This is a genomic window from Pseudomonas sp. GW821-FHT02A11 (assembly GCF_059421985.1).
Window position 1 is genome coordinate 1 of sequence record NZ_JBWKWB010000033.1, and the last position, 22,689, is coordinate 22,689.

Annotated in this window: 18 protein-coding genes; 6 read left to right on the forward strand and 12 right to left on the reverse strand. The window is 60.0% G+C overall.

The window, feature by feature from the left end:
* The first annotated feature begins 253 nt into the window (after positions 1-253).
* The gene (gene betT / locus AC07V9_RS27175) at positions 254-2,248 is read left to right on the forward strand and encodes a choline transporter BetT (RefSeq protein WP_495018709.1); all 1,995 of its coding nucleotides are present in this window, start codon (positions 254-256) and stop codon (positions 2,246-2,248) included.
* Positions 2,249-2,378: 130 nt separating this feature from the next.
* Here betT and AC07V9_RS27180 read toward each other — a convergent pair whose 3' ends face one another.
* Positions 2,379-3,227, reverse strand: a complete 849-nt coding sequence (locus AC07V9_RS27180) for a LysR family transcriptional regulator (protein ID WP_495018710.1) — start codon at positions 3,225-3,227, stop codon at positions 2,379-2,381.
* Between the two features lie 160 nt (positions 3,228-3,387).
* Here AC07V9_RS27180 and mgrA point away from each other — a divergent pair, with 160 nt between their 5' ends.
* On the forward strand, positions 3,388-4,425 hold the full coding sequence (gene mgrA / locus AC07V9_RS27185; protein ID WP_495018711.1) for an L-glyceraldehyde 3-phosphate reductase: 1,038 nt from the start codon (positions 3,388-3,390) through the stop codon (positions 4,423-4,425).
* Positions 4,426-4,630: 205 nt separating this feature from the next.
* Here mgrA and ntrC read toward each other — a convergent pair whose 3' ends face one another.
* The 6 genes from ntrC to glnA form a co-directional block, all read right to left on the reverse strand.
* On the reverse strand, positions 4,631-6,067 hold the full coding sequence (gene ntrC, locus AC07V9_RS27190) for a nitrogen regulation protein NR(I) (RefSeq protein WP_495018712.1): 1,437 nt from the start codon (positions 6,065-6,067) through the stop codon (positions 4,631-4,633).
* Entirely contained in the window at positions 6,064-7,149 is a 1,086-nt protein-coding gene (gene glnL / locus AC07V9_RS27195) for a nitrogen regulation protein NR(II) (protein WP_062385603.1), read from the reverse strand. The genes ntrC and glnL overlap by 4 nt, the downstream gene beginning before the upstream one ends.
* A gap of 293 nt (positions 7,150-7,442) precedes the next feature.
* Positions 7,443-8,057 carry a DUF4124 domain-containing protein gene (locus AC07V9_RS27200; RefSeq protein ID WP_495018746.1) on the reverse strand — a complete coding sequence of 205 codons (615 nt, stop codon included), beginning with the start codon at positions 8,055-8,057 and terminating at the stop codon, positions 7,443-7,445.
* Positions 8,058-8,067: 10 nt separating this feature from the next.
* Entirely contained in the window at positions 8,068-8,595 is a 528-nt protein-coding gene (locus AC07V9_RS27205) for a DUF4124 domain-containing protein (protein ID WP_495018713.1), read from the reverse strand.
* A gap of 133 nt (positions 8,596-8,728) precedes the next feature.
* Positions 8,729-9,313: a chorismate mutase gene (locus AC07V9_RS27210; RefSeq protein ID WP_495018714.1), complete on the reverse strand. Its 585-nt coding sequence runs from the start codon at positions 9,311-9,313 to the stop codon at positions 8,729-8,731.
* Between the two features lie 153 nt (positions 9,314-9,466).
* Positions 9,467-10,873 carry a type I glutamate--ammonia ligase gene (gene glnA, locus AC07V9_RS27215; protein ID WP_495018715.1) on the reverse strand — a complete coding sequence of 469 codons (1,407 nt, stop codon included), beginning with the start codon at positions 10,871-10,873 and terminating at the stop codon, positions 9,467-9,469.
* Between the two features lie 330 nt (positions 10,874-11,203).
* Between glnA and thiI the strand changes: the two genes are divergently transcribed.
* Both thiI and typA read left to right on the forward strand, forming a co-directional pair.
* The gene (thiI, locus tag AC07V9_RS27220; protein ID WP_495018716.1) at positions 11,204-12,658 is read left to right on the forward strand and encodes a tRNA uracil 4-sulfurtransferase ThiI; all 1,455 of its coding nucleotides are present in this window, start codon (positions 11,204-11,206) and stop codon (positions 12,656-12,658) included.
* 139 nt (positions 12,659-12,797) lie between these two features.
* Positions 12,798-14,618 (forward strand): translational GTPase TypA, encoded by a 1,821-nt coding sequence (gene typA, locus AC07V9_RS27225; protein WP_495018717.1) that lies wholly within the window; start codon positions 12,798-12,800, stop codon positions 14,616-14,618.
* 81 nt (positions 14,619-14,699) lie between these two features.
* Here the strand turns inward: typA and AC07V9_RS27230 are convergent, their stop codons facing one another.
* The 4 genes from AC07V9_RS27230 to AC07V9_RS27245 all read right to left on the reverse strand — a co-directional run bounded on the left by AC07V9_RS27230 (position 14,700) and on the right by AC07V9_RS27245 (position 18,680).
* Positions 14,700-15,227 carry a hypothetical protein gene (locus AC07V9_RS27230; protein ID WP_495018718.1) on the reverse strand — a complete coding sequence of 176 codons (528 nt, stop codon included), beginning with the start codon at positions 15,225-15,227 and terminating at the stop codon, positions 14,700-14,702.
* 146 nt (positions 15,228-15,373) lie between these two features.
* Positions 15,374-15,808, reverse strand: a complete 435-nt coding sequence (locus AC07V9_RS27235; protein WP_495018719.1) for a YkgJ family cysteine cluster protein — start codon at positions 15,806-15,808, stop codon at positions 15,374-15,376.
* A gap of 114 nt (positions 15,809-15,922) precedes the next feature.
* Complete coding sequence (locus AC07V9_RS27240) at positions 15,923-17,308, reverse strand: GTPase/DUF3482 domain-containing protein (protein WP_495018720.1); 1,386 nt, start codon at positions 17,306-17,308, stop codon at positions 15,923-15,925.
* A complete protein-coding gene (locus AC07V9_RS27245) occupies positions 17,301-18,680 on the reverse strand; it encodes a DUF2868 domain-containing protein (RefSeq protein ID WP_495018721.1) in 1,380 nt (459 codons plus the stop codon). The genes AC07V9_RS27240 and AC07V9_RS27245 overlap by 8 nt, the downstream gene beginning before the upstream one ends.
* 103 nt (positions 18,681-18,783) lie before the next feature.
* Between AC07V9_RS27245 and AC07V9_RS27250 the strand changes: the two genes are divergently transcribed.
* Together AC07V9_RS27250 and AC07V9_RS27255 are read left to right on the forward strand one after the other, a co-directional pair.
* Positions 18,784-19,296: a dihydrofolate reductase gene (locus AC07V9_RS27250; protein WP_495018747.1), complete on the forward strand. Its 513-nt coding sequence runs from the start codon at positions 18,784-18,786 to the stop codon at positions 19,294-19,296.
* 287 nt (positions 19,297-19,583) lie between these two features.
* The gene (locus AC07V9_RS27255; protein ID WP_495018722.1) at positions 19,584-20,639 is read left to right on the forward strand and encodes an HAD family hydrolase; all 1,056 of its coding nucleotides are present in this window, start codon (positions 19,584-19,586) and stop codon (positions 20,637-20,639) included.
* 183 nt (positions 20,640-20,822) lie between these two features.
* On the opposite strand, the gene ilvD is transcribed toward AC07V9_RS27255, so the two are convergent.
* On the reverse strand, positions 20,823-22,670 hold the full coding sequence (ilvD, locus tag AC07V9_RS27260) for a dihydroxy-acid dehydratase (protein WP_495018723.1): 1,848 nt from the start codon (positions 22,668-22,670) through the stop codon (positions 20,823-20,825).
* Positions 22,671-22,689: the final 19 nt, after the last annotated feature.

Sequence of the window (22,689 nt, forward strand, 5' to 3'; positions counted from 1 at the left end):
CGGTGTGCCTGTTATGGATATGTCGCCTGACACACCGCGGTCGCGGGCAAGCGCGCTCCTACAGATATGTTGTGGGACGGGTCTAATGTGTGTCCATCAGTCCCCGCGATTGGTCGTCCACCCCCCATTCGTGCTTTAATTGAACGTTCAATCAAGTTAAACCGGTGGTTCGCTGCCCGCTCGCAACAGGAGGCCTACCCTTGCCGTATCTGCTTTGTACGAACGTTTTCGCCCCTCTCACGGCGGTATCCGCATGAGCATCCCGAGCGCGCAAAACAGCGCGCCGGTACGCATGAATGCCCCCGTGTTCTACTTCGCCGCCAGCTTTATCCTGATTTTTGGACTGCTAGTCATCAGCTTCCCCGAAGCGTCTGGCCAATGGCTGCTTGCCGCGCAGAACTGGGCGGCCAACACCGTTGGCTGGTATTACATGCTGGCCATGACCCTGTATCTGTTGTTCGTCGTGGTCACCGCGTTGTCCGGCTACGGCAAGATCAAGCTGGGCGCCGATCACGATGAGCCCGAATTCAGCTACCTGTCCTGGGCGGGCATGCTGTTCGCCGCCGGGATCAGCATCACGCTGTTCTTCTTCTGCGTCTCCGAACCTCTGACCCACATGCTGCAACCGCCCCATGGCGAGGGTGGCACCACGGAGTCTGCGCGTCAGGCCATGCAGCTGCTGTTTCTGCACTGGGGCCTGCACGGATGGGGCGTGTTCGCTTTCGTCGGCATGGCGCTGGCCTACTTCGCCTATCGCCATAACCTGCCGCTGGCGCTGCGCTCGGCGCTGTACCCGCTCATCGGCAAACGCATCAACGGGCCTATCGGTTACGCGGTGGACGGTTTTGGCATCATCGCCACCATTTTCGGTCTGGGCGCCGACATGGGGTTCGGTGTGCTGCACCTGAACTCAGGGCTGGATTATCTGTTTGGCGTGGCACACACCCACTGGATTCAGGTCGGCCTGATCACCCTGATGATGGGTGCGGCGATCCTCGTCGCCGTGGCGGGGGTCGACAAGGGCGTGCGGGTCATGTCCGACATCAACATGCTGCTGGCCTGCGCGCTGCTGCTGTTCGTGCTGTTCGCAGGGCCGACCCAGTACCTGCTCAACACGCTGGTGCAAAACATCGGTGACTACCTCGGCGCGCTGCCGACCAAGAGCTTCGACGTCTACGCCTACAACGGCCCGAGCGACTGGCTGGGCGGCTGGACCGTGTTCTATTGGGCCTGGTGGATTGCCTGGTCGCCGTTCGTCGGCCTGTTCATCGCGCGGATTTCCCGTGGCCGGACCATTCGCGAATTCGTCTTCGGCGTGCTGTTGATTCCCTTGGGTTTCACCCTGGCGTGGATGTCCATCTTCGGCAACAGCGCCATCGATCAGGTGCTCAACCACGGCATGGCGGCGTTGGGTCAGTCGGCCATCGACGACCCGTCCATGACGCTATACCTGATGCTGCAGCACTACCCGTGGAGTAAAACCGTCATCGCGGTCACGGTGTTCATCAGCTTCGTGTTTTTTGTCACTTCGGCCGATTCCGGCACTGTTGTGCTCTCGACTCTCTCCGCCAAAGGCGGCAGCCCGGACGAAGACGGCCCGAAATGGCTGCGCGTGTTCTGGGGCGTCATGACCGCGCTGATCACCAGTGGGCTGTTGTTCTCCGGCAGCATCGATGCGTTGAAGTCGGCGGTGGTGCTGACCTCGCTGCCGTTTTCGCTGATCCTGCTGACCATGATGTGGGGGCTGCACAAGGCGTTTCACATGGAGTCGCAACGCCAGATTGCCCAGCTGTACTCGCTGGCGCCGGTGTCCGGATCGCGACGCGGTGGTTGGCGTCAGCGTTTGAGCCAGGCTGTGCACTTCCCTTCTCGCGATGAGGTGTACCGCTTCCTCAATCAGACCGTGCGCCCCGCCATCGAGGACGTGACGGCCGTATTCGTCGAAAAGGGCCTGAGTGTCGTCACGCAGCCTGACCCGGCGAATCACACGGTGGGGCTTGAAATCGGCCACGGCGAAGAACGGCCTTTCATCTATCAGGTGACGATGCGCGGTTATTTCACGCCGTCATTCGCCCGTGGGGGCATGGGCTCCAAGCAACTGAACAATCGCCGCTACTACCGCGCCGAGGTGCATTTGAGCGAGGGCAGTCAGGATTACGACCTGGTGGGCTACACCAAGGAACAGGTGATCAACGACATCCTCGACCAGTACGAGCGGCACATGCAGTTTTTGCATCTGGTTCGGTAGCCGGACGTACGTAGATATGCTTTCTGTGGGAGCCAATTCATTCGCGATGCAATCGTACAGCCGACACAAATATGTCGCCTGAAGGATTTTTCGCGAAATGAATTCGCTCCCACAGGTTCGCTCCGTGTTGTTACAGAGCGATCGCGATGTCCATGGAAGCGGCCCCCTGCAAATGCCCATGCAGCAGCCTCAGCGCCGGGGTGTCCAGCGCCTGCGCGGCATAGCACAGGCCAACCCTGCGGATGAGGCTGGGGGTGCGGGCCGGGCGGGTGATCACACCGGCGTGATGACTGACCATCGATTCCGGCAGCATTGCCAGCCCTGCACCTGCCGCCACCAATCGCAACGCCAGGGTCAGGGAGCCCGCTGTCGCCATGACCGAGCCGGAACTGCGGTTGTAAAGCTCCATCAGGCGCTGGTGGGAAGGGTGAGCGGGGCAGGTAATCCACTGCACGTTGGCAAGGTCGGCTTCGTCCAGTTGCGGGCGATCTGCCAAGGGGTGGCTGGCTGCAAGCGCCAACACGAAGGGCTCTTCCCACAGCGGCAGAAACAGTTCGTCCTCGCAGCAATCCTCCTCCACCGACAGCCGCGCATCGCCGCTGCAGCCATCCTGAAGGGTGAGCAGCAGATTCGGCACAACCCGATGCGCCATCGCCAGAAACGCTTCCAGATGGCTGGCGGCGATTTCACTTTCAACACCGATTTCCAGGGTCAGCCGGTCGTTGCGCTGACGAAACTGGTTGCTCAGCGCCTGGGCTTCGGCCAGCAGGCGACGGGCCTGTGGATAAAGGGTTCGCGCGTCGTCGGTGACTTCCACGCCTCTGGGCAGACGCTCGAACAACGTTGTACCCAGCGCTTCTTCAAGCTGGCGAATGGTGACCGACAACGTAGGCTGACTGGTGAACAGGCGCTGTGCGGCCGAGGTGATGTTGCGTTCCTCGAACACTGCAATGAACGCATTGAGCTGACGAATATCCATATCAGAAACCGATACCAGCAAGAGGAATAAAGCATTTTTCGGGGAATGTGGGCGCTGAATATACTCGCTTTATCGCTTCTGCCGCGGCTTATCCATTGACGCTTCTTATCGCTGGTTTGCCTTCCAAGCGTTTTGCCATTCAACAAGAAGAGAGGACTGAATGACCTACATCGCAGCTGAAAACCGCTATGAACGCGTTCCGTATCGCCGCGTAGGGCGCAGCGGCTTGGTATTGCCTGCTCTGTCAATGGGCCTGTGGCACAACTTCGGCGACAGCACGCCGATGGAAACCCAACGTGCCATGCTGCGCACCGCGTTCGACCTGGGCATCAACCACTTCGACCTCGCCAACAACTACGGCCCGCCCTACGGCAGCGCCGAGGTCAACTTCGGTCGCCTGCTGCGCGAAGACTTCAAGCAGTACCGCGACGAGCTGATCATCTCCACCAAGGCCGGTTGGGACATGTGGCCTGGGCCATACGGTCAAGGCGGTGGCTCGCGCAAATACGTGCTGGCCAGCCTCGATCAGAGCCTTGCGCGCATGGGCCTGGATTACGTGGATATCTTCTATTCGCACCGCTTCGACCCGGACACCCCGCTGGAAGAAACCGCCAGCGCGCTGGCGACCGCCGTGCAGCAGGGCAAGGCGCTGTACATCGGGATCTCGTCGTATTCGGGCGCGAAAACCCGGGAAATCGCTAGCCTGCTGAAAGAGTGGAAAGTACCGCTGTTGATTCACCAGCCGGCCTACAACCTGCTGAACCGTTGGGTCGAAAAAGACCTGCTGGACACCACCGATGAGCTGGGTTCGGGCGTGATCGCCTTTACTGCGTTGGCCCAGGGGTTGCTGTCGGACAAATACCTGAACGGCATTCCCAAGGATGCACGGGTCAATCGTCCGGGCGGCGGTTCGCTGCAGGCGTCGCACCTGTCGGAGAAGAACATCGAGCACGTCCGCGCGCTGAACGAGATCGCCAAACGTCGTGGTCAGAGTCTGGCGCAAATGGCCCTGGCCTGGACCCTGCGCGATCCTCGTGTGACATCCGCCTTGATCGGCGCAAGCCGCCCGGAGCAGATCATCGAGAACGTCGGCGCGCTGGATAACCTGGTGTTCAGTCAGGAAGAACTGGCTGAAATCGACCGATTCGCGGTCGAAGGGGGCATCAACCTGTGGGAAAAGCCGTCTTCGGCTGAATAATCCGAAGACACATTTGACTTGAAACGCTGACCCTGTTGGAAACGCTGACCTTGTGGGAGCTTCCGGAGGTTACGACGGTGGCGAATGGGCTAAACGCGGTCTGCCTGACACACCGCTTTCGCCACTGTCGTAACCTCCGGAAGCTCCCACAAGTCCCAGGCGCATGTCACAAGTTACAAGTCAGAGGGCAGTCTGGTAGACCTGATCAGCCCTCATCCCCTTCATCATCATCCCCACCATCGATCTTCATGCCCAATTCCTTGATCTTGCGGGTCAAGGTATTGCGGCCCCAGCCCAGCAGCACGGCGGCGTCGCGACGGCGGCCTGCGGTGTGCTTCAGGGCGGTTTCGATCATGATGCGCTCGAACGTCGGCACCGCGCTGTCCAGCAGACTGGATTGACCACGGGCCAACGCCTGATCGGCCCACTGCCGCAAGGCCTGTTCCCAGTTGGTCACGGGCGCTGCGTCTTGAGGCAGGCTCAGCAGCTCAGGCGGCAAGTCGCTGATGTGAACTTCACGACCCGAGGCCATGACCGTGATCCAGCGGCAGGTGTTTTCCAACTGACGCACGTTGCCCGGCCAGGGCAGATGCTTGAGGTATTCCTCGGTTTCGGCCTTCAACAGCTTCGGCTCGACGGCCAGTTCTTGTGCGGCGCGGCTGAGGAAGTGCTTGGCGAGCGTCGGAATGTCTTCACGACGGTCCGACAGGCGCGGAATGTGAATGCGGATCACGTTCAGACGGTGAAACAAGTCCTCACGGAACTTGCCGGCCTGGACCAGCGTTTCCAGATTCTGGTGGGTCGCCGCGATGATGCGCACGTCCACTTTGACCGGCACATGGCCGCCCACGCGGTAGAACTCGCCATCGGCCAGTACACGCAGCAGACGGGTCTGGGTGTCGGCTGGCATGTCGCCGATTTCGTCGAGGAACAGCGTGCCGCCGTCAGCCTGTTCGAAACGGCCACGACGCAGATTGGCCGCGCCAGTGAATGCGCCTTTCTCATGACCGAACAGCTCGGATTCCATCAGGTCTTTTGGGATCGCCGCCATGTTCAGCGCGATGAACGGCGAGGCCGAGCGCGGACTGTGGCGATGCAAGGCATGCGCGACCAGCTCTTTACCAGTGCCTGATTCACCATTGATCAGCACCGTAATGTTGGAGTGGCTCAAACGACCGATGGCGCGAAACACTTCCTGCATCGCCGGCGCTTCGCCGATGATTTCCGGGGTGCGGGTCAGGGTCGGCGCAACGTCCATGCCCTGTTGTTCCTGAGCGTGCTGATTGGCGCGCTTGACCAGGGAAACCGCTTCGTCGACATCGAACGGCTTGGGCAAGTATTCGAAGGCACCGCCTTGATACGAGGCCACTGCGCTGTCCAGGTCCGAATGGGCGGTCATGATGATGACTGGCAGACGCGGATGCAGCTCGCGTATACGCGCCAACAGGTCCAGGCCGCTGGCACCGGGCATGCGAATGTCGGAAATGATCACGTCCGGCTGCTGACGCGCCAGGCGACTCATCACGCCGTCGGCACTGTCAAAACTCTGCGTGGTCATGCCTTCCTGCTGCAAGGCCTTTTCCAATACCCAGCGGATGGAACGGTCGTCGTCGACGATCCAGACAGTTTCACTACGGCTCATGTCGAAGCTGCTCCTTGTTCCAGCGGCAAGAAGATCGAGAAAGTTGTGTGGCCAGGATGGCTGTCACACTCGATCAGCCCCTGGTGCTGACTGATGATGTTCTGGGTGATGGCAAGGCCCAGCCCGGTGCCATCCGGGCGGCCGCTGACCATTGGGTAAAAAATCGTTTCTTGTAGTTCCGGTGGAATGCCGGGACCGTTGTCGATGATCTCGATCTTGCTCACTAGACGATGGCGCACGTGGCCGATGGTGAACTGACGCATCGCGCGGGTGCGCAGGCTGATCCGGCCCAAGCGCAATTCGTTCTGCCCGCTGATGGCCTGCATCGCGTTGCGCACGATATTGAGCACGGCCTGAACCATCTGGTCCCGGTCGATCAACACGTCGGGGATGCTTGGGTCATAGTCGCGCACCAAAGTGATGCAACCCTGACTTTCAGCCTCGACCAGGCTGCACACGCGCTCAAGCACTTCGTGAACATTGGTCATTGCCAGCGACGGCAGCTTGTTCGAGCCAAGCATGCGGTCGACCAGATTGCGCAGGCGGTCGGCCTCTTCAATGATGACGTTGGTGTAGTCCTTCAGGCTTTCTTCCGGCAGCTCGCGGGCCAGCAATTGCGCGGCGCCGCGGATGCCTCCGAGGGGGTTCTTGATCTCGTGTGCCAGGCCACGCACCAGCATTTTGGTGGTTTCCTGCTTCGACAGCTGGGCCTCTTCCTTGGTGATGCGCAGCAGGCGATCACGGGGGTGGACTTCCAGCAGAAGCATGGTTTCGCCCTGCGACAGAATGGGCGTCACGGCGTAATCGACAGTAAGCGTCTGGCCGGTGAGCGCTGTCAGCATGGCTTCGCGCTTGGTGAACGGGTGCGCCTGCTCTACCGCCTGACGAAGCGAGCTGAGCGCTTCGGCGGATTCGGTGAACAACTCACTGATGAATTGCCCGTGACTGCGCTGACCGCTGATGGCCAGCAGCATTTCGGCCGCCGGATTCATGTACTCCAGGCGCAGGTCCGAGTTGAGCAGAATCGTGGCAGTGGTCAGGTTGTCGAGTAACAGTCGGTGCAACGTATCGCTGATAGTCATGAATCTCTTTGACCTCTTTTGGCACATTGCACTTGGGCGGGCCCAAGGTGCAGGCTCTGGTTGGTCTTCGCCAGCGTGGGTAGCCGCTGATACGGGGCCTTGCCTTTAAAGTTGCAAAAACCAAACCAAGGCTCCGAAAAGAAGCGTTGAACAATGCATTTCGGGCTTTTTTCGTACAGTCGGCGTGAAGAGAGCGCAAGCTCGGGTGATTTGTGACCCAAAATGGGATTTTAAATCGCACGCTCGTTCAGCTTGTGCACCATTGTGGAGCTTAGCCGCTTGAGCGGGTGCTATCAGAAAAAAGGCAGGATGCTGCTTTCTTCAGGCGGCCTGTCTTTCACAGGGCATTCGGGGCGGATGCCGTAGTCATTGGTCTTGCAGGGTTGGGCGAGACGTTTCTGCGCCAGCGAGATGCGCATCATGCTGAAGGGTTGGTTAGGGGTGCGTTCTGCGACGCGACCGAACTCATCGACAATCTCGATCGACAATTGATGGGTGCCGCGATCGATGTTGGTCATCGGAAACACCGGGCTGCGGCCACCCTCGGCGTAGACCTTGCCGTCCAGCAGCAGGCGGTAGGTGTGGCGAGGCTGCAGTTCGGGATCGTTAGTGACGGTTACAATCAGATTGCCCTGAATGTCGCGGATTATGGAGTCCGGCTCCGGCGCGAGAATGCGCAGTAACTGATAACGAAACAGCGCGCCGGGCCTGGGCTTGGCGCTTGACGCCTGCGCCGGCTTTTTGGGCGTCGAACGAATCTCGTTGCTCGGAGCAATCTCGACCTTTTTCGCGTTCTTGCGCGGCTGGTCGGTGTACACCCGATTCCCTTCGGCATCGATGTAGGTGTAAACCTCAGCCGCCGCCGACTGGGCGACAAGCATCAGCAGACAAAGCGCAATGCCACGCAGCCAGGTGAATTCAAGGTTTACCGACATGGACTCGCTGCACCGTCAGGTTTGTCGTCTGGCTCTGCTGGATGACTTGCGCGCCTTGCAGCACATGAACCGAGAGGCTGTGTTCACCCCGGTCCAGTTCCATCACTTGAAGGCGAGGGATATTGGTCGGCTGGCCATAGGGCTTGCCGTCCACCAGCAGTTGCAGCAAATGCCCGGATTGCAGACGCGGCTGGATCGATACGCCCACGGTGAACGAGCCATTGTTGGCACGCAGCGCTTCTTCCTGAGGCAGGTCGGTCAGCTCAAGCACTTGATAGGCGGCGGTGTTTTGCTGTCCTTGAGTTTGGGCCGGGGAAGGGCTCGGCGCAGGAGGGGGCGGGGGGCCTGTATTGACGCTGTTGAGCGGCGGCAGCTCGACCGTCTCGGCCTTGATACCGTTAGGTAGCTGATTGCTGTACGCCGTATTGCCGTTGGCGTCGGTGTACTTGTAGATCTGGGCGACTGCGGGAAGCGCAAGCAACAGCAGCACAAGGGCAAGGCTTTGACGCATGAATACTCCAGGACCACGATCAGGAGAAGACAGCTTGCGCCCTGATACCGCTGTAGCATCGGGCGCAGTCGCCAGCATAGAGCAAAACCGCTTAGGCAGCGTTATTGGCGGCGTGTCTCGGTGTGTATCCACGTCAGGGCTTGGCCGGCATGACGCACAAGTCGGCTGCCGCCCGCTGCAGTGCTTTTGCCGTGATCGGGTCCGTCGTCTGGCGTTCAATCTCGGCTTGCACCCAGCGCGGGCAGGCGCTGTCTTTGCGATATGGCTGGAACGCTGCGTACTTCTGCATCATCAGCGGCTGCAGCGTATCGAGTCGTACGCGAATCCCGCTGGTCAGGCTGTCGGTCGGCTTCGCGGGCGGCTGAGTGGCCTGCCAGTGAGCGATGCGCGCGTACTGCACCATCTTGTTGGCTACGATCTGCGCGGTCATGAACTGGCGCACATCGGCTTTATCGAGTGCGTAGATGGCGGCCTGCGCCTCGGCATTGGCGATCACCAACTGCTCACGCTCGCTGTCCTGCACAGACTTGCCGCTGTAGAACTTGCTCTGGGCGACATCGTTGGCGATATCCAGGCGTTGATTCATAGCCTCGATCAGCGGACGCAGGGTGTCTGGCGATGGGGGGTTGGTCGCGTTGCTGACACAGCCGGAAATCAAAGGCGTAGCCAGAAGCAGAACCAAGAGTGGTTTGAGCATGTTTGAGCGTATGTCAGTCATTGCAGCGTCCGGCAGTGGGCTAGCGGGACAGTATCCAGAAAAACGGCCCAAAAAAACGACAAATAAATACCACCATGAGTTGATCCGCAGGCATAAAAAAGGCCTCCCGAAGGAGGCCTCTCTTTCACGCCGCTTGCGCTGGCGCGAACCGGATTAGCAGCTGTAGTACAGCTCGTATTCCAGTGGGTGTACGAAGGTACGGACCTTGATTTCTTCTTCCGATTTCAGAGCGATATAGGCATCGATGAAGTCGTCGCTGAAAACGCCGCCTTTGGTCAGGAACGCACGACCTTTGTCCAGCTCTTCCAGGGCTTCTTTCAGGCTGCCGCAAACTTGTGGGATCTCTGCTGCTTCTTCTGGCGGCAGGTCATACAGGTTTTTGTCGGCTGCGTCGCCAGGGTGGATCTTGTTCTGGATGCCGTCCAGGCCAGCCATCAGCAGTGCTGCGAAGGCCAGGTATGGGTTAGCCGATGGATCCGGGAAACGAGCTTCGATGCGGCGGCCGCGTGGGCTGGAGACGTAAGGAATACGGATCGACGCAGAACGGTTACGAGCCGAGTAGGCCAGCATGACTGGCGCTTCGAAACCTGGAACCAGACGCTTGTAGGAGTTGGTCGACGGGTTGGTGAAGCCGTTCAGGGCCTTACCGTGCTTGATGATACCGCCGATGAAGTACAGAGCGGTGTCGGACAGGCCGGCATAACCTTCGCCTGCGAAGGTGTTCTTGCCATCTTTGGCGATGGACATGTGAACGTGCATACCCGAACCGTTGTCGCCGTACAGAGGCTTAGGCATGAAGGTAGCGGTGCGGCCGTAAGCGTCGGCAACGTTGTGAACAACGTATTTGAGGGTCTGAACTTCGTCAGCCTTTTTAACCAGCGTGTTGAACTTCACGCCGATTTCGTTCTGGCCAGCGGTTGCCACTTCGTGGTGGTGAACTTCGACGACCTGGCCCATTTCTTCCAGGGCGTTGCACATTGCGGTGCGGATTTCGTGGTCGTGGTCGAACGGAGGAACCGGGAAGTAGCCGCCTTTGATACCAGGACGGTGGCCCTTGTTGCCGCCTTCGATGTCAGCGTCGGACATCCAGGAGCCTTGTTCGGAGAAGATCTTGAACATGGAACCGGAGATGTCGGATTTGAATTTCACTTCGTCGAAGATGAAGAATTCTGGCTCTGGACCTGCGAAGACGGTGTCACCGATACCGGTGGTCTTCAGGTATTCCTCGGCGCGATGAGCGATGGCGCGTGGGTCGCGATCGTAACCTTGCATGGTCGAAGGTTCGATGATGTCGCAAACCAGGATCAGGGTCGGCTCTTCGGTGAACGGGTCCAGAACGGCGGTTTCGTCGTCTGGCAGCAGGATCATGTCGGAAGCTTCGATGCCTTTCCAGCCGGAGATGGACGAGCCGTCGAACATTTTGCCGACTTCAAAGAAATCGTCTTCCAGCGCATCGCGGGCTGGCATGGTCACGTGGTGCTGAGTACCTTTGGTGTCCGTGAAGCGCAGATCAATCCACTTTACGTCATGATCTTTGATGAGTTGAACCGACTTCGACATGTTGTCCTCCGGGGTGACTTAGGGCCGGGTAGTGGTGGGCCCCTAATATGGGTGATGCCGGGCGCGATAGTCGGCCAAGGCAACCTGCCTCACAAGGGAGCAATTTGCATGCCAGTGCCCCGTGTTGGGTTTCCTGCATAAAACACCGGGTTTTTCGGGTCAAAACGTCGCATTTATGAAAATGAGCGCACCTTTATGGTGCTCTCGGATTGTATACAGTGCCATTTTGGTGCGCTTATGATCGGCTGTGCGATAACTGGTTAAACCTTGAGCAATTTCCGCTATAATCCGCGCCCCCCTTTTTCGACCGGCACTTCGCGCGCTGTTTTCATGAAACTAATCGTCAAAGTTTTCCCAGAAATCACCATCAAAAGCCGGCCGGTGCGCAAGCGCTTCATCAAACAGCTGGCCAAGAACATCCGTACCGTGCTCCGCGATCTGGACCCGGCGCTGGTGGTCGATGGCGTGTGGGACAACCTCGAGGTCGAAACCAGGGTCGAGGACGCGAAGGTCCTGCGCGAAATGACCGAGCGCCTGAGCTGCATGCCGGGCATCGCGCATTTTCTCCAGGTCGATCAATACCCGCTGGGCGATATGGATGACATCTATGAGAAGTGCAAGCTGCATTTCGGTGATGCCTTGCCCGGCAAGATTTTTTCGGTGCGCTGCAAGCGTGCCGGCCATCACAGCTTCAGCTCGATGGACGTCGAGCGTTACGTGGGCAGCAAACTTCGCCGCGAATGCGGCGCTGCCGGCATTTCGCTGAAAGAGCCGCAGGTCGAGGTGCGGATTGAAATCCGCGACCAGCGCCTGTTCGTGATTCACAGCCAGCACAACAGCATCGGCGGCTACCCGTTGGGCTCGCTGGAGCAGACGTTGGTGCTGATGTCCGGCGGTTTCGACTCCACCGTCGCGGCCTATCACGTCATGCGCCGCGGCCTGATGAGCCATTTCTGCTTCTTCAATCTGGGCGGTCGTGCCCACGAGCTGGGCGTGATGGAAGTCGCGCACTTCATCTGGAAGAAGTACGGCAGCTCCCAGCGGGTGCTGTTCGTCAGCGTACCGTTCGAAGAAGTTCTGGGAGAAATTCTCGGAAAAGTCGATAACAGTCATATGGGCGTCGTATTGAAGCGTATGATGTTGCGCGCTGCGACCCACATAGCCGACAGGCTCGACATCGACGCGCTGGTGACCGGCGAGGCGATTTCCCAGGTGTCCAGCCAGACACTGCCCAACCTGTCGGTCATCGACTGCGTGACGGAAAAGCTGGTCTTGCGCCCGCTGATCGCCAGTCACAAGCAGGACATCATCGACGAGGCCGATCAGATCGGCACCGGCGATTTTGCTCGACACATGCCTGAATACTGCGGCGTGATTTCGGTTAACCCGAAAACGGCGGCCAAGCGCCACCGCGTCGAGCACGAAGAGAAAGAATTCGACATGGCCGTGCTCGAGCGTGCGCTCGAAAACGCTCGTCTGGTGCCGATCGATCGCGTGATCGAGGAGCTGGGCCAGGACGTTCAGGTCGAAGAAGTCAGTCAGGCCCTGGCCGGACAAGTGGTCATCGACATCCGTCACCCGGATGAAGCCGAAGACCGCCCGCTGGAACTGTCGGGCATTGAAGTACAAACGCTGCCGTTCTTTGCATTGAACAGCCGTTTCAAGGAACTGGATGAAACACGCCAGTACCTGCTTTATTGCGACAAAGGCGTCATGAGTCGCCTGCATGCTCATCATCTGCTCAGTGAGGGGCATGCCAATGTGCGCGTTTATCGACCGAGCTAAGTGCCCGGGGCTGTTTGCCTGTGGCTTGCGTCACCGGCCCCCCGACACCAGTCGTCAGCCGTAACGGCTTTCGCCGGCTCCACTGTTCATAGCGGCCTACACTAGGTTGCTGACCGAATCCTCTGATCGAGATACACAAGTGATCGAAAATCTACGTAACATCGCCATCATTGCTCACGTTGACCACGGTAAGACTACCCTCGTCGACAAGCTTCTGCGCCAGTCCGGCACCCTTGAGCGTAACGAACTCAATGACGAACGCGTGATGGACTCCAACGACCAGGAAAAAGAGCGCGGCATTACCATTCTGGCGAAAAACACCGCCATCAACTGGAACGGCTACCACATCAACATCGTGGACACCCCGGGCCACGCCGACTTCGGCGGTGAAGTAGAGCGCGTGATGTCGATGGTTGACTCCGTTCTGCTGCTGGTTGACGCTCAAGACGGCCCTATGCCGCAAACCCGTTTCGTGACCAAGAAGGCTTTCGAAGCCGGCCTGCGTCCAATCGTGGTCATCAACAAGGTTGACCGTCCAGGCGCGCGTCCGGATTGGGTTCTGGACCAGATTTTCGACCTGTTCGACAACCTGGGCGCTACCGAAGAACAACTGGACTTCCAGGTTGTTTACGCCTCGGCCCTGAACGGCATCGCCGGCCTGGACCACACCGCCATGGGCGAAGACATGACCGCGCTGTACCAAGCGGTTGTCGACCACGTTCCAGCTCCGGCTGTTGACCGTGACGGACCGTTCCAGATGCAGATCTCGGCACTGGACTACAACAGCTTCCTGGGCGTTATCGGTGTTGGCCGCATCGCTCGTGGTCGCGTCAAGCCGAACACCCCGGTTGTCGCTATCAGCGCCGACGGCAAGCGCCGTAACGGTCGTATCCTGAAGCTGATGGGTCACCACGGTCTGCACCGCGTTGACGTCGAAGAAGCAGCTGCCGGCGACATCGTCTGCATCAGCGGTTTCGACGAGCTGTTCATCTCCGACACCCTGTGCGACATCAACACCGTCGAGGCGATGAAGCCGCTGACCGTTGACGAGCCAACCGTTTCCATGACCTTCCAGGTAAACGACTCGCCATTCTGCGGTAAAGAAGGCAAGTTCGTGACCTCCCGTAACATTAAGGATCGTCTGGACAAAGAGCTGCTGTACAACGTTGCACTGCGCGTTGAAGAAGGCGACTCGGCTGACAAGTTCAAGGTTTCCGGCCGTGGTGAGCTGCACCTCTCGGTACTGATCGAAACCATGCGTCGCGAAGGCTTCGAGCTGGCCCTGGGCCGTCCTGAAGTGATCATCCGTGAAGTTGACGGCGTGAAGCAGGAACCGTTCGAAAACGTGACCATCGACATCCCTGAAGAATCCCAGGGCAAGGTCATGGAAGAAATGGGTCTGCGTAAAGGCGACCTGAGCAACATGGTGCCGGATGGCAAAGGCCGTGTTCGTCTGGAGTACAACATCCCTGCTCGTGGTCTGATCGGTTTCCGTAACCAGTTCCTGACCCTGACCAACGGTGCTGGCATCCTGACCTCGATCTTCGACCGTTACGCTCCAGTGAAGTCGGGCCACATGTCCGGCCGTCAGAACGGCGTTCTGGTTTCGGTTGAAACCGGCAAGGCACTGACCTACTCCCTGGAAACCCTGCAGGCTCGTGGCAAGCTGTTCGTTGAACACGGCCAAGAGATCTACAACGGTCAGATCGTCGGCCAGAACAGCCGCGACAACGACCTGGGCGTCAACCCTACCAAGGGCAAGAAGCTCGATAACATGCGTGCTTCGGGTAAAGACGAAACCATCGCTCTGGTCCCACCTGTTCGCTTCACCCTGGAGCAGGCTCTGGAATACATCCAGGAAGACGAGCTGTGCGAAGTCACGCCTAAGTCCATCCGTCTTCGCAAGAAGATCCTGGACGAAAGCGAGCGTACCCGCGCTGCCAAGAAAGCCAAGGCTTAATCGCCCCGGCTAAACGAAAGCGCCCCCGGTCGAAAGGCCGGGGGCGTTTTTGTTTGTGCGCCATTTGATCTGTGGTGCAGGTCAGTCTTCGAACCAGCGAAATGCCAGGAATGTTTCGGCGATCTTGCGCATCAGCAATTTGTCTGCCGTGTTGGCGATGCCGTCACCGTTGATGTCGGTATTGGTGAAGGAGTCCAGGCGCCCGTCGTTGTCGCCGTCATACGCCGCGGCAGGTTTGATTTGCACCGGTGTGCACGGCAGGCCGTCATCCTGGGTGAAGTGAAGCGTGACGACATTCGGCGAGCCATCGCCGTGGTAGTTTTTTGCTTCGATTCTGAGGTGGCGGACCCAGCTGTCGCCATCGTTGAACCAGTTGAGCTGCAGATAGGCTTCGGCGAAATCCTTCAGGTTCTGTTGATTCCTGAGCTGCGGCGTACATTCGGGAGTGATATTGACCGTACAGGCCAGTTCGATGGTGCCATCATCGGTGATGTCGATGGCCACCGCCTCGAACACCGGCGTGGCCGAGTCTGCATGGAAATGCAGCCGCACGGTATCGGCCCTTCCGTTGCCGTTAAGATCCTGGGCGGTGATTTTCAGATAACGCATGAGCATCTTCTCTGGGTGAAAGATGCTCCATGCTAGAGCTTTGCTGCGATCGTCTCTGTCAGGCAGCGGCTCAACGCGTTGTGGGAATCCGTGACGAATATCCCACGCGTTTACTCAATGCCTGTCGGAAGCGTCCTGATTGAGGCTCAGAACCGTTCCATGACACCTGTGCGGGTTTCACGCACCACTTCCTTGGGCTTGTACGCGCAGTACCCTGGGCGCGGGCCGATCTTCGGGTGATTGCGGCAGGTGTCGGGGCGTTTGTCGTAGATGGTGCACAGGCGGCTCTTGCGATCCAGGTACAGGCAGTCGTTGTTGCTCATGCGCTGCAAGGTGAAGATGCCCGACTTCTGGTTGAAGCGCTCGATAATGCCTTCCTTCTGCAAGCGCTTGGCGATGTTCTTCGGGTTATCGCCCATTTCGAACTCGTCGACGATGCCGATGCGGATCAGGTCCTTGATCTTCGCTTCCACGGGCAGGGTGCAGCAGCTGGATACGCAGCCTCCGCACATGTGGCTGGAGTATTTCTGCCAGGTCTCGAGGCGGTCGAGTTCGGCGGCGGCGATCAAGGTTGGTTTCATGACGGTGAGGTTCCGGGTGTATCGGGCGCGCGATCATACCGGGCCGCGCGCATTTCCCCTATCGCAAAATGATCGATGCGACTATCGGCAGACATTGCCTGGCGACAATGGGTTTCAGTGCATGACCACTTTAGCCAGCGCCTCAAGCTGCTCCTGCCGCTCAGCCTGGTTGAGCTTGGCGTGGGGGTTGAGCGACGACCATTGCGGATGCGCTCGGGCCTTGTGCAGCGCGTCGGGCAGTTTGCCTTCACGCCAGGATTTGTCTTGGGGAGTGTCGAGTTTGATGCTGTCCATCGCCGCGTGGCCTCGGGCTTCCAGCGCCACCAGCAATTGCCGCTGACGCAGAGCGAGCAAGCGCAGCACCGCGTCGTCCACAGTCAGTTCCCGTTGCCCCTTGAGTTTGCCGAGCAGCCGCCCGCCATAGCTGCGTGCAGTCTGCAACGCGCCACCAGCAATCGCCCCCACCAGCGCCGCAGCGCCCAGCGTAATGCCGCCGACCAGCAAATCCACGCCTGCCCCTGCGGCAGCACCGGCCGCAATGCCACTGCCGACTCGCACACCCAGCAGCTTCAGGGTTTCGGGGTTGAACAGGTCATCCCCCCAGCGCCCGTCGAGCAAAGGCAGATCACTGGCCGAGGCGTCCTCGCGACGAAAGGCATAGAGCTTAAGCAGCGCCTCGACGCAACGCTGCTCGCGCTGACGCACCGATTTACGCAAATCTTCGATAGCCGCTCGCTCCAGATTGGCCTCTGTCGCAACGCTGCGCCGACAGGCCGCGCAGTCGAGCAGCAACTCAGCGATCAGGCGTGCCGCGCTGTGTCGACGCACTTCGCGCTGGGCCTGTTGATCAAGGATCAGCCGCTCCAGTTGCCCACGTGAGGTCTCCAGCAGCAGCGCCAGGCTTTCATAGAGCCGACGTTCGCCATCTTCAGGCGGCGCCACGCTGTCGAAACGCACCAGCGCGTGCAGGCCAAGACGGGCGAGGGCTTCGCGCCAATCGTGTTCGCGATGCTGCGAACTGCTGACGAAATTCAACACTGGTAATAGAGGTTTGCCACAGCTGGCGAGCACGGCCAGTTCGTCGCGGTATTTGGCCAGCACCGGTTCGCGGGCGTCGATCACGTAAAGGCCGGCATCCGACGCCAGCAATTGGCGTAGCGCCTTGGCTTCCTGTTCGAATCGCTGCCGGGCTTCGCTGCCTTCAAGAAAGCGCGTCAGCCGCGCCGGACCATCGAGGCGTTCGCCGGGGCGATCCAGCCGTTCCAGAAAATCGAGCAGGGCGATGGCGTCTTCAAGACCCGGTGTGTCGTACAGTTCCAGCAGGGCCTCGCCATCCACCGACAGCCGCGCGCCCTCGACATGCCGGGTGGTGCTGGGGCGATGGGACACCTCACCGAACCCGACATCGCGGGTCAGCGTGCGCAGCAAGGAGGTCTTGCCGACATTGGTGTGCCCGACGACCGCCAGCTTCAGCGGGCGATGGCCTTTTTGCTCAGTCATGTCCGGTCTCCAGCCAGGTCAGCGACGCGCTGTCTGCCCATGTAAGCTCCAGTTGCTGGAGTGCGACATGCCAGTCGCTCAGGCGATCGGCGTCCAGTGCTTCGCCGCTGGGTGCAGGCAGCAGCCATATACGCGTAGCGTTGGCGCATCGGGCGAGTTCTGCGATGAGCGCGAGGCTGCCTCGATCCGGCGATCGGCGCGGATCGCAGGCGATGACCAAGCGCGCAGGCGGGTAGCGAGTCAACTGATCGAGCAGGGTACGGCGGGATTCGCGACTGTCGAGAATACCCGCGTCGGCCACGCTTTCAGGCAGTTCAGGCGGCCATGGGCGTTGGTCATCCAGCTCGATCGCCACCAGCAGCGCGCCTTCGCTTTCGATGGTCGAGGCGCCGGTCTGCACTTGGTGCAGTTGCGCAGGCGCGGCGTCATTGATGCCCAGGCGTTCGCTGCTCGGCATCAGCCGCTCGCGCAGCTCGACGAAACCGGGCTCGCTCAGGTCCAGCGCCAGATGCTTGCGACCTGCCCGCCAGCGGCCATAGCACAGCAACGTCAGCAGCAAGCGCGGCAGGATCCCGTACACCACCAGCACGCCCACCAGCCATGCAGCCCAGGCCTGTCGGGCGTTTTCGATCACCAGCGCGCTGTCGCCACTGGCGCGGATCATGTCCTCGGTGGGCACCCTGAAGCCCAGCAGCGAGGGCAGGGTGCCAAGCCCGTGGGTGAGGCTGACGAAGGTGTCGCTGCCCAGAATCGTGGTTTCCCAAACAAAGCCATAGCGCCGCGTGGCCATCAGCAACAGGAGCAACGTCAGGGCGCTGAGCAGTGCCAGTAGCCACAGCCCGTTGACGCAGGCGCCGAGTACCCAGCGGTTCAGGCGCTTGCGTTGCAGCAATAGAATGAGAGCGGGCGCCAGTTGTGCGGCTTGAGCGTCGCGGGCGAGTTTTTCGCTGAGCCATAGCCACAGGCGGCCCAGGCTGGCAGCGCTTTCGCCTGCGAACAACAGGCCCAGCGCCCAGCTGATCAGCAGAATCAGGTTCAGGCCGAGCAGGCTGCCCAAGGCCCAGAACACGTTGACCGGCGTTTGCCCATCGCCCAGCGCGGCGAAGGCCAATCCTGCGCCGCTGACTACGGCGAAGACCGTCAGCAGCATCAGCGCCAGGCGCGCGCCCTGTTTCCAGTGGCGAAGGGCGGCGAGCATGCCGTCGCGCTCGGCCAGCCACAGTGCGCGGTTCTTGATGCGGGTCAGTAAGTCGCCCGCCGTGGCACGGGCGCGGCGGCTGGCCTCGTCGTCGTCCAAAGGGCCTGCGTGTTGCTCGCGCAGACGCACCGCTTCGGTCAGCCATAGTTCATCGAGGGGAGTCAGTGCAGTCACGCGGCGTCTCGTTGGTGAGTTCAGGAGGGAGCATAACTGGTGTGACCGCTATCGCGCGCTTCCGTGCATGCGTGTGTGCATGTGTACTGCTATCCTCGCCGCCATGAAAAAACATCTCCCCCTCAGCCTGATTGCCGCCCTTGGTGAAAACCGGGTCATCGGCGTCGACAATTCCATGCCCTGGCATCTGCCGGGGGATTTCAAATATTTCAAAGCCACCACCCTGGGCAAGCCGATCATCATGGGGCGCAAAACCTGGGATTCGCTGGGTCGTCCGCTGCCGGGCCGGCTGAACGTTGTGGTCACTCGCCAGGCCGACCTGACGCTGGAGGGCGCAGAGGTCTTCACCTCCCTGGACGCCGCTGTCGAGCGTGCAGAGCAGTGGGCGAACGAGCAGGGTGTCAGTGAAGTGATGCTGATTGGCGGCGCGCAGTTGTATGCGCAGGGGCTAACACAGGCAGATCGCCTGTACCTGACTCGCGTGGCGCTCAGTCCTCACGGCGATGCGTGGTTTCCGGAGTTCGATCAAGCGCAGTGGCAGCTGGTTTCCAACCTGGAAAACCCTGCTGTGGATGACAAGCCTGCTTACAATTTTGAGGTGTGGGAGCGAAGGTAGAACAGGTCCTGCGCCTGCCCCCCATCCAAACTGTGGGAGCGAATTCATTCGCGAAAAATGGATCAGGCGACAAAGATGTGCCTACCTGAACGCCGATTCGCGAATGAATTCGCTCCCACAGGTTCGCATCGCCATTAGCCTGTAACAAATATGTCGTTTTTGTGTCATCTGTCGCGAATGGTTCGCAACATGACGCCTTCAGAACGCGCACGGTCGTTGACGCATTAAAACAGTAATGGCTTTTTGTTACGGTCCAGCCTCGAACTGATAAAGGGGAGGACACCGTTATGAAGCTCGCACCAAAACTGTTGGCCGCTGCGCTCTGTCTGGGCCTTGCCGGGCAGGCGTTTTCAACGGAACTCACGCACTGGCCCGAGCCTGCGGCCAAGCAGCTCAATGCCATGATCGCGGCAAATGCCAACAAGGGTAACTTCTCCGTTTTCGACATGGATAACACCAGCTATCGCTACGATCTGGAAGAGTCCCTGCTGCCGTACATGGAAAACAAAGGGCTGATCACCCGCGAAAAGCTCGATCCTTCCCTCAAGCTGATCCCGTTCAAGGACACTGCTGACCACAAGGAAAGTCTGTTCAGCTACTACTACCGCCTTTGCGAAATCGACGACATGGTCTGCTACCCGTGGGTCGCGCAGGTGTTCTCCGGCTTCACCCTCAAGGAGCTCAAGGGCTACGTTGACGAGCTGATGGCGTCGGGCAAGCCGGTGCCGAGCACCTATTACGAAGGCGATGTGGTCAAGACCATCGAAGTGCAGCCGCCCAAGGTCTTCACCGGCCAGGCCGAGCTGTACAACAAGCTGATGGAGAACGGCATCGAGGTCTACGTGATGACCGCCGCGTCTGAAGAGCTGGTGCGCATGGTCGCCTCCGATCCGAAGTATGGCTACAACGTCAAACCGCAGAACGTCATCGGCGTGACCACGCTGTTGAAAAACCGCGAAACCGGCGAGCTGACCACCGCGCGCAAGCAGATCACGGCAGGCAAATACGATGAGAAGGCCAACCTCAATCTGGAGCTGACCCCGTACCTGTGGACTCCGGCGACCTGGATGGCGGGTAAGCAGGCGGCGATTCTGACCTATATCGATCAGTGGAAAAAACCGGTGCTGGTGGGCGGCGACACCCCGAGCAGCGACGGTTACATGCTGTTTCACAGCGTCGATGTCGCCAAGGGCGGCGTGCATCTGTGGGTCAACCGCAAGGACAAGTACATGACCCAGCTCAACGGCATGATGAAGGCCAACGCCGAGGCGCAGGCCAAAGAAGGGCTGCCAGTGACAGCGGACAAGAACTGGGTGATCGTCAAGCCGGACGAGATTCAGTGAGGCAATCGGATCGTTGACGCTGTAGGAGCGCGCTTGTCCGCGATTGCGTTAGGTCAGCCAGCACATCTGGCACGGACAGACGGCAATCGCGGGCAAGCGCTCCTGCGAAAAGCAGTCGCGATAGAATGACAAAGCCCGGCATCGCTGCCGGGCTTTTTTGGGTTCGCTGCGCGCCAAGGCTCGTTACGGCACCAGCTTATCCAGCAGCGTCTTGTCACGCACAGCGCCTTTGTCGGCACTGGTCGCCAGCAGGGCGTAAGCCTTCAGGGCGGTGGTCACCTTGCGTGGACGCGCTTCGACCGGTTTCCAGCCTTTCTTGTCCTGCTCGGCGCGGCGGACGGCCAACTCTTCATCAGAAACCAGCAGGTTGATCCCGCGGTTCGGGATGTCGATCAGCACTTTGTCACCGTCACGCACCAGACCGATTGCACCGCCCGCAGCGGCTTCCGGCGAAGCGTGGCCGATGGACAAGCCGGAAGTACCGCCCGAGAACCGGCCGTCAGTCAGCAAGGCACAGGCTTTGCCCAAGCCTTTGGACTTCAGGTACGAGGTTGGGTAGAGCATTTCCTGCATGCCCGGGCCGCCTTTGGGGCCTTCGTAACGGATGATCACGATGTCGCCAGCCTTCACTTCGTCGGCGAGGATGCCGCGCACGGCGCTGTCCTGACTTTCGAAGATCTTCGCGTTGCCTTCGAACACGTGGATCGACTCATCGACACCGGCGGTTTTCACCACGCAGCCGTCCAGTGCGATGTTGCCGTACAGCACGGCCAGGCCGCCTTCTTGCGAGTAAGCGTGCTCGACGCTACGGATGCAGCCGTTCTCGCGGTCGTCGTCCAGGGTTTCCCAACGGGTCGACTGGCTGAATGCAGTTTGCGTGGGGATACCGGCAGGGCCCGCCTTGAAGAAGTGGTGAACCGCTTCATCGTCGGTCTGGGTGATGTCCCATTTGGCGATGGCTTCTTCCATGGACTTGGCGTGCACGGTCGGCAGGTCCGTGTGCAGCAGGCCGCCACGGGCCAGCGAGCCGAGAATGCTGAAGATGCCGCCCGCGCGGTGGACGTCTTCCATGTGGTACTTCTGGATGTTCGGCGCCACTTTGCACAGCTGCGGCACTTTGCGCGACAGGCGATCGATGTCGCGCAGGTCGAAGGCGATTTCGGCTTCTTGAGCGGCGGCCAGCAAGTGCAGGATGGTGTTGGTCGAACCACCCATGGCGATGTCCAGGGTCATCGCGTTTTCGAACGCCTTGAAGTTGGCGATGTTGCGCGGCAGTACCGAGTCATCGTTGTCGCGGTAGTAGGTTTTACACAGCTCGACGATGGTGCGGCCGGCTTGCAGGAACAGCTGCTCGCGGTCGCTGTGAGTGGCCAGGGTCGAACCGTTGCCTGGCAGGGCAAGGCCCAGGGCTTCGGTCAGGCAGTTCATCGAGTTGGCGGTGAACATGCCGGAGCACGAACCGCAGGTCGGGCACGCGCTGCGCTCGTACTCGGCGACTTTCTCGTCGGAGGCGGTGGAGTCCGCGGCGATGACCATGGCGTCAACCAGGTCCAGACCGTGACTGGCCAGCTTGGTCTTGCCAGCTTCCATCGGCCCGCCGGAAACGAAAATCACCGGGATGTTCAGGCGCAGTGCGGCCATCAGCATGCCGGGGGTGATTTTGTCGCAGTTGGAGATGCAGACGATGGCGTCGGCGCAGTGGGCGTTGACCATGTACTCGACGGAGTCGGCGATGATCTCGCGGCTCGGCAGCGAATACAGCATGCCGTCGTGACCCATGGCGATGCCGTCATCGACCGCGATGGTGTTGAATTCCTTGGCCACGCCGCCGGCTCTTTCGATCTCGCGGGCAACCAGCTGACCCAGGTCTTTCAGGTGCACGTGGCCCGGAACGAACTGGGTGAAGGAGTTGGCGATGGCGATGATCGGTTTCTTGAAGTCTTCGTCTTTCATACCCGTCGCACGCCACAGGGCACGTGCGCCGGCCATGTTGCGGCCGTGGGTTGACGTTTTCGAGCGGTAATCAGGCATTGGAGCACTCCGGGCGGCT

Excerpts from the sequence above, each read along its gene's own strand:
- betT (WP_495018709.1), top strand. The coding sequence starts at position 254 with ATGAGCATCCCGAGCGCGCAAAACAGCGCGCCGGTACGCATGAATGCC.
- AC07V9_RS27180 (WP_495018710.1), bottom strand. The coding sequence starts at position 3,227 with ATGGATATTCGTCAGCTCAATGCGTTCATTGCAGTGTTCGAGGAACGC.
- mgrA (WP_495018711.1), top strand. The coding sequence starts at position 3,388 with ATGACCTACATCGCAGCTGAAAACCGCTATGAACGCGTTCCGTATCGC.
- ntrC (WP_495018712.1), bottom strand. The coding sequence starts at position 6,067 with ATGAGCCGTAGTGAAACTGTCTGGATCGTCGACGACGACCGTTCCATC.
- glnL (WP_062385603.1), bottom strand. The coding sequence starts at position 7,149 with ATGACTATCAGCGATACGTTGCACCGACTGTTACTCGACAACCTGACC.
- AC07V9_RS27205 (WP_495018713.1), bottom strand. The coding sequence starts at position 8,595 with ATGCGTCAAAGCCTTGCCCTTGTGCTGCTGTTGCTTGCGCTTCCCGCA.
- AC07V9_RS27210 (WP_495018714.1), bottom strand. The coding sequence starts at position 9,313 with ATGACTGACATACGCTCAAACATGCTCAAACCACTCTTGGTTCTGCTT.
- glnA (WP_495018715.1), bottom strand. The coding sequence starts at position 10,873 with ATGTCGAAGTCGGTTCAACTCATCAAAGATCATGACGTAAAGTGGATT.
- thiI (WP_495018716.1), top strand. The coding sequence starts at position 11,204 with ATGAAACTAATCGTCAAAGTTTTCCCAGAAATCACCATCAAAAGCCGG.
- AC07V9_RS27230 (WP_495018718.1), bottom strand. The coding sequence starts at position 15,227 with ATGCGTTATCTGAAAATCACCGCCCAGGATCTTAACGGCAACGGAAGG.
- AC07V9_RS27235 (WP_495018719.1), bottom strand. The coding sequence starts at position 15,808 with ATGAAACCAACCTTGATCGCCGCCGCCGAACTCGACCGCCTCGAGACC.
- AC07V9_RS27240 (WP_495018720.1), bottom strand. The coding sequence starts at position 17,308 with ATGACTGAGCAAAAAGGCCATCGCCCGCTGAAGCTGGCGGTCGTCGGG.
- AC07V9_RS27250 (WP_495018747.1), top strand. The coding sequence starts at position 18,784 with ATGAAAAAACATCTCCCCCTCAGCCTGATTGCCGCCCTTGGTGAAAAC.
- AC07V9_RS27255 (WP_495018722.1), top strand. The coding sequence starts at position 19,584 with ATGAAGCTCGCACCAAAACTGTTGGCCGCTGCGCTCTGTCTGGGCCTT.
- ilvD (WP_495018723.1), bottom strand. The coding sequence starts at position 22,670 with ATGCCTGATTACCGCTCGAAAACGTCAACCCACGGCCGCAACATGGCC.